We start from the raw sequence: 13,468 nt of genomic DNA, 5'->3' as shown, positions 1-13,468 counted from the left end.
CGCTCGTTGAGCGCCTGGGCCGCCGCGCCGCCCGCCAGCAGCGCGATCGAGAGCAGGATCGGCGCGCGCCGCATCAGCCGCCGCATCAGCCGCCGCATCAGCCGCCGCATCAGCCGCCGTAGCTCACGCGATAGATCGCGCCGAGCTGTTCGTCCGACACCAGCAGCGAGCCGTCCTTCATCTGCAGCAGGTAGGCGGGGCGGCCCCAGAAGCTCTGGTCGGCCTCGTTCATGAAGCCGGTCATGAAGGGCACGATCTGCGCGTTCTTGCCGTCGGGCGTGGCCTTGACCATCACCACGTCGTAGCCGATCTTCTTCGTGCGGTTCCACGAGCCCTTGCGCGCGTTGAACAGCGCGCCGCGGTACTCGGGCGGGAACATGGTGCCGCTGTAGAACATGACGCCCATGCTGGCCGCGTGCGGGCCCATCAGCGCCACGGGCGGCTCCACGCCGCCGCAGGCATTGGCCTTCTTCACGTCGGGGTCGGCGATCTTGCCTTCATGGCAGTACGGAAAGCCGTGGTTCAGGCCGCTGGCGCGCAGGCGGTGCAGGGTGTCGTTGGGCGTGTCGTCGCCCAGCCAGTCGCGGCCATGGTTGCTGAACCACAGCTCCTTCGTCTGCGGGTGCCAGTCGAAGCCCACGCTGTTGCGCACACCGGTGGCCACCACCTCCATGCCGGAACCGTCGGCGTTGTAGCGGCGGATCTGCGCGTACTCGGGCGAGGGCAGCTCGCAGATGTTGCAGGGCGCGCCGAAGGGCACGTAGAGCTTGCCGTCGGGCCCGAAGGCGATGTACTTCCAGTTGTGGTGCTGTTCCTTGGGCAGCTTGAACGCGGCCGTCATGTCCACCGGTTGCGCGTTGGGGTTGCCGGCAATGCCATCGAAACGCAGCACCTTGTCGATGGCCATCACGTACAGGGAACCGTTGCGGTAGGCCACGCCCGAGGGCTGGTTGAGCTTGTCCACCACCGTGCGCACCGTGCGGGCGCCGCCGCTGTCGGTGACTTCATAGACGCGGCCGATGCCGCGCGTGCCCACGTAGTACTTGCCGTTGTCGCCCGCCGCGATGGCGCGCCCGCCCGGCATGCCGGTGGCCCAGACCTCCACCTTGAAGCCCGGCGGCAGCTTGATGCGGTTGACGGGAATCTGGTCGGCCGGCGTCACGGTCATCTTGCCGGCCAGCGGCGCCAGGGTGGAACTGGCCATGCTCGCGGGCATGCCCTGTTTCCAGGCGGGTGGCGGGGCGGCGGATGCGGCCGGTGGCGCGGACGCGGCCGGCGCCTGCGAGCCGGTCTGTGCGCAACCGAAGAGGGCGAGCGCCACGGCGGCGCCCGCCACGCCCGGACGGGCGAGGGGCTTGAGCATGGGTTGTCTCCTGAATGCTGTGGTTCTTCTGCACGGGCCAAGGCCTGACCCGTGGCCGGCATGGTAGGAGCAAACCCCCGTTCGTGCCGGCGGCGGGGGCTATCGCACCGATAGGCTTGTTGCGGGGCAACATGGGCGCTGTCCCGGCGCCGCTGCGGGGCTGCGGCGCCCCGGCGGCGCGCGCCCTCAGAAATCGGTGCTGACCGTCGAGCGCGTGAACGCCTCGTTGTGGTCGATGAGCTCGTCCAGCGCCTTGGCCGCCTTCGTCTCGTCGCCGTCGGCGATGGCCTGCGCGATGCGCGCGTGCAGCACGGCAATGGAGGGCGTGTCGTCGGCCTGGCGGTGGTGCATGAACCAGAAGCGGCGCGACAGGCCGTGCATGAGGCCCATGGCGCCGCTGGCGAACTCGTTGCGCGCGGCGCGCAGCGAGAGGTCGTTGAAGAGCTTGTCCGCGCGCATGAAGCGGACCTGGTCCTTGGCCTTGGCGGCGGCGTTGAACTCCTTCGCCAGTTCGGCGAACTGCTGGCGTTCCGCGTCCGTCGATCGCCGAGCAGCGCAGCGCGCCACCAGTCGCTCCACCTCGCGGCGCGTCTCCAGCAGGCGCAACTGGCGCTTGATGTCCAGTTCCGACACCAGCACGCCGCGCTGCGGCAGGATCTGCACGAGGTGTTCGCGCGCCAGGCGCTGCAAGGCCTCGCGGACGGGGGTGCGGCCGATGCCCAGGCGGGCCGAGAGCTCGGCCTCGCTGAGCGCGGTGCCGGGCAGCAGCTCGAGCTGCACGATCAGCTCCTCGATGCGTTCATAGGCCTGCGCGGTGAGGCTGCGCGGGCGGGCCGTGGGCGCTTTCGCTGCAGCGGGGGGGGCCGCCCTGGGTTTGGCCGGGGCCCGGGCGCCGGTCCTGGTGGCCGCTGTGCGCGGGGCGCGTGCCGCGCCGGTGGTCCCTGATGTCTTTCTTGCCGTCGCTTTGCTCATGGGCGCGATTCTCCGGAAAGTTCTCCGTGGTAGGCGTGGTGCACGATGCGGGCGTAGGCCTCGTCGACCGGCCCGCCGGGCCAGGCCTTGGCCAGCCGGGTCACCGCCAGGCCGTCCGCCACCAGCTGGGGCAACTGCGCTTGCGCCACGCCGAAACTTAGCAGATCGCCGGCCAGCCCCAGCCGGCGCACCAGCGCGCGTGTGAGCACCGGCGCCTGCCGGGCCAGCGCCGCCGGGTCCTCGCCCGAGGCGCCGGCCAGGCGCGCGATCTCGGCCAGCTCGTCGCGTCGCGTGTCCACCAGCGCGTCCATCACGTAGGGCAGCATCACCGCGTTGGTGCTGCCGTGGCTGGCGTGCGTCAGGCCGGCCAGCGCGTAGGCCAGGCCATGCACCGCGTTCAGGCCCGCCGTGGCGTAGGACAGGGCGGCGTACAGGCTGGCGCGCGCCATGGCGTTGCGCGCGGCGCGGTCGTTCGGCCGCTCGAAGGCGGTGGCCAGGTGGCCGAAGGCCAGCGCCGTGGCCTGGCGCGCGAACTGCACCGTCAGCTCGTTGCGGCCGCTGTAGCCCGGGTCGGGGTCGTCGCCGTTGTCGAACAGCGCCGCGTCCAGCGTCAGCCAGGACTCGATGGCGTGCGTGAGCGCGTCCAGCCCCGCGTCGGCCGTCACGCGCGGCGGGCAGGTCCAGGTGAGTTCGGGGTCGATCAGCGCGACCACGGGCCGCAGCGCGTTGGCCATCAGCGCCACCTTGGTCGCGCTGCCGGGCTGCACCAGGATCGCCCCGGGCGTGATCTCCGAGCCGGTGCCGGCCGTGGTGGGCACGGCCACCAGGGGCAGCGGCGCGGCGGGCCAGTTCGCGCGGTTCAGCAGCTCGGCCACCGGGCGGCCGCTGGGCAGGGTGACGCTGAGCGCCTTGGCCAGGTCGATGTTGCTGCCGCCGCCCCAGGCGATCAGGTGGTCGGGCCGCGCGCCCTGGTCGCGCACCCAGGCCGTGGCGCGGTCGGCCAGCGTGGTGGAGGGGTCGGGCTCGCCGCCGTCGAACACGCGCACGGTGATGCCCTGGGCGCGCAAGGCCGCCAGCACCTCGGCCAGGGCGGGGCTGTTCTGGTGGAACCAGGCGTCGGTGACGACGAGCGCCTCGCGCCAGCCCAGGCTGTTGCACAGCGGGGCGAGGCGGTGGCGCGCGCCGTCGGCGCAGATGACCCGGGGCGGCGCGCAGAGGGTGATGGGGGCGTCGGGGATGGGGGTGGGGGACGTGTCGGGCATCAGGGTCAGAACGGATGGGCGTTGCGGGCTGGCTATGAAACCATTGAAAGATCAGTGATATGTTACTTGTATGGCAAATCCATCCATTCACCGATCGGCACAAACCCTCGACTGCAGGTTCGCGGGGCAGGGCGCGCCGCTGCTGCTGGTGCACGGCATCCAGGGCGCGGCCGACGCCTGGTTGCCCGTGCTGCCCGCGCTGCTGGGGCGCCGCTGCGCCTGGCCCAACCTGCCGGGGCGCGGGCTGTCGCCGCGCTGGAGCGCCGCCGAGCCGCTGCCGCGCGAGCGCTACTACCACCTGGACCACTTCGCCGATCTGGTGCACGCGCTGGCGATGGACCTGGCCGAGCGCACCGGCCAGCCGGTGGCCCTGGCCGGCTGGAGCATGGGCGTGAGCGTCATCCTGAACCTGCTGGCGCGCCACGGCGACGCGGGCCTGGAGCGCCTGGTGCTGGTCTCGGGCACCGCCTGCGCCACGCCGGGCGCGGTGTGGTTTCGCGGCGAGACGCCCGAGGCGCTGGAGCAGGAGGCCCGCGCGCGCGCCGAGCGCCTGCAACTCAAGGCCGTGGCCGACGCCGACGCGGTGGCCGCCAGCTGGGCCTCGGTGCGCCACGCCGACCTGCGCGAAGCGGCGCGCGGCATCCGCCTGCCCACGCTGGTGGCGCACGGCGAGCTGGACGACGAGTGCCCGTTCGAGCACGGCCGCTGGCTGGCCGGGCACGTGCCCGGCGCGCGCTGGCTGCCGCTGCCGGGCGTGGGCCACTCCGCCATGGCCCAGTCCAGCGCCACCCTGGGATCTTCCATGAGCGCCTTCCTGGGCTCTTGACATGCGTATGGTCGACTTCTACTATTCGACTAGTATGTCAGTTGAATTGCACAGGAGACACGCCCCATGATGACCGACAAGCAGAGACGATTCCGGGAGCAGTACAAGGGCCGCATCAGCCCGTTCTACAACGGCATCGTGCACACCAGCGTGATGTTCGCCGCCGGCATCGCGGCGCTCTGGTACTGCAGCACGCAGTTGAACAACCCCACCTGGGAATGGCTGCTGGTGCTGCCCGTGTTCCTGGCGGGCAACTTCGTCGAATGGTTCATGCACAAGTACGTGATGCACCGGCGCATCGACGTTTTCGCGCTGCGCGCCATCTACGAGCGCCACACGCGCGAGCACCACCAGTACTTCACCGACAACGACATCACCATCGACACGGTGCGCGAGTTCCGCATCGTGTTCTTTCCCTGGCGCGTACTCATCGTGCTGGGCGTGTTCGGCACCGGCCTGGGCTGGATCGCGGCGCAGATCTTCAACCCCAACGCGGGCTACATCCTGTTCATGACCATGGTCTGCCACTACCTGGTCTACGAGGTGTTCCACCTGTGCTGCCACGTGCACGAGAACTGGTTCGTGCGCCACATGCCCTTCATCAACACCATCCGCCGCCACCACACCGCGCACCACAACCAGGGAATCATGATGCACAAGAACATGAACCTGAGCTTTCCCATCTTCGACTGGATCATGGGAACGAGCGATCTGGACCGCGGCCTGATCGGCACGCTGTTCAACGGCTACGACGAGCGCTACATCAAGGCCGAGTTGAGGCCCATCGTCGCGCGCTTTCGCAACGAAGAGACGCAGGAGAGGCGAGTCACGCTCGACGGCCCCGAGCTGACATCCGAAGAGAAGCAGGCACTGGCCTGAATACGCCGGCCACGACACGACAGCACAACCACCCGCAGGAGACAAACCCATGAAACGTCGTCAACTCATCGGCACCGGCCTGGCCGGCGCCGGCTTGCTCGCCAGCGCCGCCGCCCACGCGCAGACCGGCCCCACCTACAACTGGAAGATGGCCACCGGCTGGGCCGGCGGGCCGCTGATGGACATCGGCGCCAAGGCCTTCGCCGAGCGCATGGCGCAGCTCTCGGGCGGGCGCTTCAAGATCCAGACCTTCCCTGGTGGCGGCCTGGGCAATGCCCTGAAGGTGCCCGAGACGGTGAAGAACGGACTGGCCGAATGCGGCCACACCTGGATCGGCTACGACTGGGGCAAGGACGTCACCACCGCGCTGTTCGGCGGCTACGCCGGCAGCTTCGACGCCGAGCGCATGCTGCACTGGCTCTACGAAGGCGGCGGCGTGGAGCTGCAACGCGAATTCCGCGAAGGCAGCGACGGCGTCATCTCCTTCCCGCTGTTCATGCGCACGGCCGAGGTGTTCGTGCATTCGCGCAAGCCGGTGAAAACGCTGGAAGACCTCAAGGGCCTGAAGCTGCGCACCGCCGGTGCCTGGCTGGAGATGTCGAAAGAGCTGGGCGCGGCGCCCGTCACCACGGCCGGTGGCGACATCTTCCCCATGCTCGAGCGCGGCGCCATCGACGCGGTGGAGTGGGGCACGCCGTGGGAGAACGTGTCCTCGGGCTTTTACAAGGTGGCGCGCTACCTCAGCTACCCCGGCGTGCACCAGCCCTGCGCGCCCTTCGAACTCGTCATCAACAAGGGCGTGTGGGACAAGATGCCCGAGGCCGACCGCAAGCTGGTGGAGGTGGTGGCCAAGCTCGTCACCTTCGAGAGCTGGGCGCGCATCGGCGCCGAAGACGCCAAGGCCTTCGATTTCTACAAGAAGAACGGCGTCACCCTGATCGAGCTGGACGAAGAGGTGCAGTTCGCCACCCGCAAGATCGGCCTGGACTGGGCCGACAAGACGGCCAAGGAAGGCAGGTCCAAGTGGTTCGCCAAGGTGCACCAGAGCCAGCAGGCGTTCGACGCCGCGTGGCGTGACGCGGACGACTGGCGCAAGGTGAAGATCAAGCGCGTCTGATGCGAATGGGTGGCGCGCACCGTCCCCGGTGCGCGCCAGCGAATGGCGGTGCGTGCCGCCGTCTCTTGAATGGGGACTTCCTTGAATCGATTCATTGACCTCGCCGAGCGCTGGGTCGTGGGCATTGGCGTGCTCGCGGCCTTGCTGCTCGTGCCTCTGGTGCTGGCCACCACCTGGGAGGTGATCTCCCGCTACGCGCTGGACGCGCCCACCATCTGGGCCTACGAGATCGGCTACACGCTGACCGGTGCGCACTTCCTGCTCGCGCTGGCCTACACGCTGCGCCAGGGGGAGCACATCCGCATCGACGTGCTCAGCGTGTTCCTGTCGCCCCAGGCGCGCCGCCGCATCGACGCCGTGGTGTACGCGCTGGTGCTGCCCATCCTGGTGTGGCTCAGCTGGACGCTGTGGCACTACATGGCCGACGGCTATGCGCGCGGCGAGACCTCGGGCCAGTCGGCCCTGAATCTGCCGGTGTGGCCGTTCCGCGCCGTGTTCACCCTGGCCTTCGCCACGCTGGCTTTGCAGGTGCTGTGCGAACTGCTCAAGTCCTTCGTGCGCCGCGAACCGAAGGTGCAACGGCCATGATGGAGTACCTGCCGTTCTTCATGCTGCCCGTCACCTTCGGGCTGATGTTCCTGGGGGTGCAGGTCGCCTTCGCGATGCTGCTCACCGCCACCGCGTTCGGCCTGATGACCTTCGGCCCGGCCGTGGTGCACCAGTTCGTCGAGAAGGTCGACGACCTGGCCTCCAACTTCGTCTTCGCGGCCATTCCGCTGTTCGTCTTCATGGGCGCGGTGCTGGAGAAGTCGGGCATCGCCGACCGCCTGTTCGAGGCCATCCACATCTGGACGCGCCGCCTGCCCGGTGGCCTGGCCATTGCCACCGTGCTCATGTGCATCGTGTTCGCGGCCTCCAGCGGGGTGATCGGCGCCACCGAATCGGTGGTGGGCCTGCTCACCATCCCCATCATGCTGCGCTACGGCTACGACAAGCGCCTCATCAGCGGCGTCATCTGCGCCGGGGGATCGCTGGGCACCATCATCCCGCCGTCGGTGGTGGTGGTGGTGATGGGCCCGCTGGCCGACGTGTCCGTGGGCGACCTGATGTACGGCATGGTGTTCCCCGGCCTGATGATGGCCGGCCTGTACCTGGTCTACATCCTGGTGCTGTGCATCGTGAAGCCCGAGCACGGCCCGCGCATCCCGCCCGAACCGGGCGACCCGACGTTCATGCAGAAGCTGGGCATCTCGGCGCGCAACCTGGTGCCGCCGCTGCTGATGATCGTCGCCGTGCTGGGCTCCATCCTGGGCGGCGTGGCCTCGCCCACGGAGGCGGCGGCCATCGGCTGCGTGTGCTCGGTGCTGCTCACTGTGCTGTACCGCCGCTTCACCTGGGGCGGCCTCTACGACTCGCTGCTCAAGACCGTGCGCGTCACCGCCATGATCATGGCGGTGCTGCTGGGCGGCACGCTGTTCACCGGTGTGTTCGTGGGCGGTGGCGGCATCAGCCTGGCCAGCGCGGCGATCGACCAGTTGCAGATGGGCCCCTGGGGCCTGGTCTTCCTGCTGCTCGCGATCCTGTTCATCGCCGGCTTCTTCCTGGACTGGATCTCCATCGTGCTGATCTTCCTGCCGATCTTCACGCCGCTGGTGACGGCCGCGGGCTTCGATCCGGTGTGGTTCTGCATCCTGTTCCTCATCATGATCCAGACCAGCTACCTCACGCCGCCGCTGGCGCCCGCGATCTTCTATCTGCGCGCCGTGGCGCCGCCCGAGATCACCATGCGCCACATGTACGCCGGCATGGTGCCCTTCATCCTGCTGCAGGTGGTGGTGCTGGCCGCGACCATGCTCTGGCCGCAGATGGTGACCTGGCTGCCCGGCTGGGCGATGCAATTGCGCTGAGGGAGGCAACACCATGGACCAACGACCCGTTCAGCGCGTGCGGACCGATGTGCTGGTGATCGGTGGCGGCGCCACCGGCGTGGCCGCGGCCTGCACCGCGGCGCGCGCCGGCCTGTCGGTGCTGCTGGTGGAGCGCTACGGCTTCTGCGGCGGCGGCGCGGTGGCCGGCCTGTCCGGCACCATCTGCGGCCTATACGAAGCGGCCGAACACCCGGTGACGCCGCGCCAGCTGGTACACGGCTTCGTGGACGACTTCATCGCGCAGATGGAGTCGCGCGGCGGGCTGACGGAGCCCATGCTCTACGGCAAGACCTTCACCCGCGTGCACGAGCCCCTGGCCTGGCGCGAAAGCGCCGACGCCTTGCTGGCGCAAGCCGGCGTGCGCGTGCTGTACCACGCCCTGGCCACCGGCGTGCACCGCGACGGCGACCTGGTGGGCGGCGCGATGGTGTGGACCAAGTCCGGCCTGCTCGACGTGCGCGCGCCCATCACCATCGACGCCAGCGGCGACGCCGACCTGCTGGCCATGGCGGGGTTTCGCACCTGGTGCGGGGCCGACGGCGTGGTGCAGAACCCCACCATGATCTTTCGCCTGCAGGGCGTGGACACCGCGCGCTTTCTCGCCGAGTACGGGCAGGACACGATCATGCCGGTGGCCGTGAGCGAGCGCATCCTGGCCGCGCAGCAGGCCGGCATGGACCTGCCGCGCGCCAAGATCTGGCTCTTCACCACCACGCGCCCCGGCGAGCTGCTGTGCAACTGCACGCGCGTGCGCGGCGCCGACGGGCGTGAGCTCAACGCCGCCATCGCCGAGGACCTGAGCGAGGCCGAGCCGCAGGGCCGCGCGCAGGTGCGCCAGTACGAGCGCTTCTTCCGCGAGCACCTGGTGGGTTGCGAGAACGCCTGGGTCAACGACACCGGCGTGCAGGTGGGCGTGCGCCAGACGCGCCAGGGCGCCGGCACCGCCGTGCTGCGCAACACCGACGTGGTGGCCGGCAGCAAGTTCGCTGACGGCGTGGCGCGCTCGCCCTGGCCGATCGAGCTGCACGCCGGCGCGAAGCCGCGCGTGGAATGGCTCATCGGCGACTTCTACGAGGTGCCCTACGGCTGCTTCGTGCCCGAGCTGGGCGAAGGCCTGCTCTTCGGCGGGCGGTGCCTCTCGGCCGAGCACGAGGCCGTGGCCTCGGCGCGCGTCACGGCGCAGTGTTTTTCCTACGGGCAGGCGCTCGGCGTGGCGGCCACGCTGGCCGTGCGCGAACAGCGCCAGCCCCGCGCCATCGACGGGCGCCAGGTGCGCGCCGAACTCAACCGCCAGGGCGCGCGCCTCGACGATTGAGACGACTGAACCATTCACAGGAACCCAATGACCTATCGCAGCAACTTCGAACCCGGGTCCACCCGCTGGGCCGTGCGCGTCGCGCAATGGACGGCCATGGGCATCCCCGAGAGCGACTTCGACAAACCCAAGATCGCCGTCGTCAACACCTCCAGCGGCCTGTCGGTCTGCTTCTCGCACCTGGACCGCATCTCCAGGATGGTGCAGGACGCCATCCGCGCCGCCGGCGGTCTGCCCTTCGAGATCCGCACCGCCGCGCCGTCCGACTTCATCACCAGCGCCGGGCGCCAGGGCCGCTACCTCATGCCCACGCGCGACCTCATCGTCAACGACATCGAGGTGCAGGTGGAGGGCGCGGAACTCGACGGCATGCTGCTGCTCTCCAGTTGCGACAAGACCACGCCCGCCCACCTGATGGCCGCCGGCCGCCTGGACGTGCCGGCCCTGGTGCTGGCCTGCGGCTACCAGTTGGGCCGCCAGTGCGGCGAGCACCACGTCGACATCGAGGAGGTCTACAAGGCCGTGGGCACGGTGAAGGCGGGCCAGCTCTCGCTCGACGGCCTGCACGGCATGTGCCGCGCCGCCATCGACGGCCCCGGCGTGTGCGCCGGCCTGGCCACGGCCAACTCCATGCACTGCCTGGCCGAGGCCCTGGGCATGGCGCTGCCGGGCAACGCGCCCATCCGCGCCGACGGCCCACGCCTGCACGCCCTGGCCGCGCAGGCCGGCGCGCGCATCGTCGACCTCGTGCGCGAGGACCTGCGCCCGCGCCAGATCCTCACGCCCGCCGCGCTGCGCAACGCGGTGCGCACGGCGGTGGCCATGGGCTGCTCGGTCAACGTCATGCGCCACCTCATCGCCATCGCCATCGAGGCGCAATGCCCCGTCGACGTGATCGCCGAGTTCGAGGCCTGCGCCGACACCGTGCCCATGCTCACGCAGGTGCGCCCCAACGGGCCGGACCGCATCGAGGACCTGGACGCCGCCGGCGGCGTGCGCGCGGTGATGCAGCGCCTGGGCCCGCTGGTGGACGGCAGCGCGCTGAGCGTGTCCGGCCGCACCGTGGGCGAAGAGCTGGCCGTGCCGCTGGCGATCGACGACCAGGTCATCCGCACGCTGGACGAGCCCTTCGCGCGCGAGCCCGGGCTGATGGTGATTCGCGGTTCGCTCGCGCCCGACGGCGCGCTGGTGAAGCTGGCGGCCGTGCCCGCCGGCATCCGCCGCTTCGCGGGCGAGGCCAAGGTGTTCGAGGACGAAGCCCTCGCCATCGACGGCCTGCGCACCGGTGCCGTGCAACCGGGGCAGGTCATCGTGCTGCGCATGCTGGGCCCGCGCGGCGGCCCGGGCACGGTGTTCGCGGCCAGCTTCATGGCGGCCCTGGTGGGCGCGGGGCGAGGGGCGGACGTGGCTGTCGTCACCGACGGCGAACTCTCCGGCCTCAACAGCGGCATCACCATCGGCCAGGTCATGCCCGAGGCCGCCGAGGGCGGCCCGCTGGCGGCCGTGCGCGACGGCGACCGCGTGGAGATCGACCTCAACGCGCGGCGCATCGAACTGGTGGTGCCCGCCGAGGAGATCGCCGCGCGCCTGCGCGACTTCAAGCCGCCCGTGCCCCAGGGTCGCTTCGGCTGGCTGCACCTGTACGGTCAACTGGTACAACCGCTGTCCAAAGGCGCGGTGCTGGGTGAGCGCGCGCCGCTGAAGTGACACGGCACCGACCGGGAAAGGGGACACGATGGGCACCACTGCCGACCGCGGCGAACAGGCCAAACGCAGCGAACGCGCCGAGCGCTTCGTCGAGCTGCACCGCCAGGGCTGCTTCGTCGTGCCCAACCCCTGGGACCGGGGCTCCGCCGTGCTGCTGGCGGGGCAGGGCTTCCAGGCCCTGGCCAGCAGCAGCGCCGGCCACGCCTTCGCCCTGGGCCTGCCCGACGGCGGCCTGGGCCGCGAGCGCACCATCGCCCACCTGCGCGACATCGCGCAAGCCACCGCGCTGCCGATGACGGCCGACCTGGAGAACGGCTTCGGCGACAGCCCGCAGGACTGCGCCGACACCATCCGCCTGGCCGCCGAGGCGGGCGTGGTGGGCGGCTCCATCGAAGACGCCACCGGCCGCGCCGACGACCCCATCTACCCCTTCGACGCGGCAGTGGCCCGCGTGCGCGCGGCCGTGCAGGCGGCGCGCGCGCTGCCGTTTCCCTTCGTGCTCACCGCGCGGGCCGAGAACCTGCTGTGGGGCAGGAATGACCTCGACGACACCATCCGCCGGCTGCAGGCCTTCGCCGAGGTGGGCGCCGACGTGCTCTACGCCCCCGGCCTGAAAACCGCCGAGCAGGTGGAGCGCGTGGTGCGCGCCGTGGCGCCCCGGCCGGTGAACGTGGTGATGGGCCTGGCCGGCGGCGCGCTCACGCGCGGCGACCTGGAGCATCTGGGCGTGCGGCGCATCAGCGTGGGCTCGTCGCTGGCGCGCGCGGCCTACGCGGCGCTGCTGCAGGCCGCCGAGGAGATGAACGGGCCTGGGAGCTTTGGCTACGCGGCCAACCTGCCGGGGCTGGGGGCTTTCAACCAGATGTTCCGCGAGGTCTCAAAGTCGGTGTGAGCGCTGGGCAGAACGTGCGGCGCCCAACAGAGTTATGACCCGTGCGTGCCGCGGGCATCTGTACTGCGGAATAAAAACGAGCCTCTAGCCGTTACTTGGTGGCATAAGCCATTCGAGCCAGGATTGAAGTTCTGAGTGAGACTTTTTCTTGTCGAATCCGCAGGTGTTGGTCGGCATCAATGCCCAACGGTTGTGGTGACCGTCGTACAAGTCTCTGGCAAAGAACTGTCGCCAAGCGACTGATCGGTTCGCTTGAGGATCGATGAGGTCGATTCGAACTCCGTAGTGGTCCGCCGATTTTTCGAGCGAAGTCTTTATCGCATTAACTTGGATGATGTGGCTCGCGCTCGGTTGGACATGCCGCACCACCTGATAGATTGGCGCATCGGGAGACGGCTCCAATCGGCTCCAGGTTCCGTCCGCCTCTAGGTACTCCAAGCTGGGCAATTGTTTGCTGCCCTCGCTTAGTCTTTGCATGCCGATGCGGCGTACGACCTTTGCCAGACTCGTTTGTTCGTTGTGTGGCTCGTAGACTGGATCTGGCGTACTGATTCCCGCCAGCACGAATGCCTGCACCCCTTGCCAGCCTCGGGGAACGGGCTCGTTCGCCGCAGTTGTCGGTTGAAGTCGGAGTGACAGGATGGGTTTGATGCGAAAAACATCCGATTTGCGAGGATTGCAAAGAGCGAATGCGGTGCTGTGAACGGCAGAACTTGTTGACGCGGCTCCCCGGAAGTGGGTGTACCCCTCATGTGGTTTCCGGATTTTGTGAGTCTGATAACTGCTCCAGAGAAAGTAAGCAGGGTAGGCCAACAGTCCTGAGAGGCAAAGGAGCTTGACGCGGTTGCTGCGGGAAGAAATCAGACCGAGCAAGAGTGCGATGAATGCTGCCGCCGAGCCCCCCAGCACCAAAACTACCTGGCCGATATCGAAATAGATTGGCGCTGCAGCCTGTGCAAAGTGCGGTTGGTACGCAAAAACTAGCGCAAGCCATGTGCCCGTCTTCCGTGTACCCATTGGTCCTCCCCTCTCGATCCTCGATATCGAATGCCCCATTCTGCAACGAGCGTTGGCGCGCCTGGGCGTGCGACGAGTCGAAGCAGGTCTGATTGTCTGCCGGGCGACAAGCCAGACCGGGGTCCCATCGGGTAAGCCCCGCTGGTCACGCCCCGGCCCCGCTGCCTACGATGCCCGCATGAGCATCTAC

The 13,468-nt window shown here is 69.3% G+C and carries 12 protein-coding genes; 8 read left to right on the top strand and 4 right to left on the bottom strand.

Translation table 11 applies throughout. From position 1 onward, the window contains the following. Positions 1 to 109: 109 nt before the first annotated feature. From VLG41_RS15380 to VLG41_RS15370, 3 genes are all read right to left on the bottom strand, one after another. Positions 110 to 1,363 carry a PQQ-dependent sugar dehydrogenase gene (locus tag VLG41_RS15380; protein ID WP_325350275.1) on the bottom strand — a complete coding sequence of 418 codons (1,254 nt, stop codon included), beginning with the start codon at positions 1,361 to 1,363 and terminating at the stop codon, positions 110 to 112. A 186-nt stretch (positions 1,364 to 1,549) separates the two neighbouring features. Continuing rightward, positions 1,550 to 2,335, bottom strand: coding sequence for a GntR family transcriptional regulator (locus VLG41_RS15375; protein WP_325350274.1), 786 nt, complete (start codon positions 2,333 to 2,335; stop codon positions 1,550 to 1,552). After that, a complete protein-coding gene (locus VLG41_RS15370; protein WP_325350273.1) occupies positions 2,332 to 3,597 on the bottom strand; it encodes an iron-containing alcohol dehydrogenase in 1,266 nt (421 codons plus the stop codon). The genes VLG41_RS15375 and VLG41_RS15370 overlap by 4 nt, the downstream gene beginning before the upstream one ends. Before the next feature lie 70 nt (positions 3,598 to 3,667). Here VLG41_RS15370 and VLG41_RS15365 point away from each other — a divergent pair, with 70 nt between their 5' ends. The 8 genes from VLG41_RS15365 (at position 3,668) to VLG41_RS15330 (ending at position 12,261) form a co-directional block, all read left to right on the top strand. Further along, positions 3,668 to 4,423 carry an alpha/beta hydrolase gene (locus VLG41_RS15365; protein WP_325350272.1) on the top strand — a complete coding sequence of 252 codons (756 nt, stop codon included), beginning with the start codon at positions 3,668 to 3,670 and terminating at the stop codon, positions 4,421 to 4,423. A 66-nt stretch (positions 4,424 to 4,489) separates the two neighbouring features. Continuing rightward, on the top strand, positions 4,490 to 5,302 hold the full coding sequence (locus tag VLG41_RS15360; RefSeq protein WP_325350271.1) for a sterol desaturase family protein: 813 nt from the start codon (positions 4,490 to 4,492) through the stop codon (positions 5,300 to 5,302). Between the two features lie 49 nt (positions 5,303 to 5,351). Then, positions 5,352 to 6,419, top strand: a complete 1,068-nt coding sequence (gene dctP / locus VLG41_RS15355; RefSeq protein ID WP_325350270.1) for a TRAP transporter substrate-binding protein DctP — start codon at positions 5,352 to 5,354, stop codon at positions 6,417 to 6,419. Positions 6,420 to 6,500: 81 nt separating this feature from the next. Beyond that, a complete protein-coding gene (locus VLG41_RS15350) occupies positions 6,501 to 7,007 on the top strand; it encodes a TRAP transporter small permease subunit (protein ID WP_325350269.1) in 507 nt (168 codons plus the stop codon). Beyond that, on the top strand, positions 7,004 to 8,326 hold the full coding sequence (locus VLG41_RS15345; protein WP_325350268.1) for a TRAP transporter large permease subunit: 1,323 nt from the start codon (positions 7,004 to 7,006) through the stop codon (positions 8,324 to 8,326). The genes VLG41_RS15350 and VLG41_RS15345 overlap by 4 nt, the downstream gene beginning before the upstream one ends. A gap of 13 nt (positions 8,327 to 8,339) precedes the next feature. Beyond that, entirely contained in the window at positions 8,340 to 9,662 is a 1,323-nt protein-coding gene (locus VLG41_RS15340; protein ID WP_325350267.1) for an FAD-dependent oxidoreductase, read from the top strand. 27 nt (positions 9,663 to 9,689) lie between these two features. After that, a complete protein-coding gene (locus VLG41_RS15335; protein ID WP_325350266.1) occupies positions 9,690 to 11,369 on the top strand; it encodes a dihydroxy-acid dehydratase in 1,680 nt (559 codons plus the stop codon). Positions 11,370 to 11,397: 28 nt separating this feature from the next. Further along, positions 11,398 to 12,261 carry an isocitrate lyase/phosphoenolpyruvate mutase family protein gene (locus VLG41_RS15330; protein WP_325350265.1) on the top strand — a complete coding sequence of 288 codons (864 nt, stop codon included), beginning with the start codon at positions 11,398 to 11,400 and terminating at the stop codon, positions 12,259 to 12,261. 84 nt (positions 12,262 to 12,345) lie between these two features. Here the strand turns inward: VLG41_RS15330 and VLG41_RS15325 are convergent, their stop codons facing one another. Beyond that, positions 12,346 to 13,278 carry a hypothetical protein gene (locus VLG41_RS15325; protein WP_325350264.1) on the bottom strand — a complete coding sequence of 311 codons (933 nt, stop codon included), beginning with the start codon at positions 13,276 to 13,278 and terminating at the stop codon, positions 12,346 to 12,348. Positions 13,279 to 13,468 lie beyond the last annotated feature (190 nt).

The sequence above is a fragment of the Hydrogenophaga sp. genome, from assembly GCF_035481345.1.
Classification (GTDB): Bacteria; Pseudomonadota; Gammaproteobacteria; order Burkholderiales; family Burkholderiaceae_C; genus Hydrogenophaga.
This window is presented reverse-complemented; position numbering and strand designations above follow the sequence as displayed.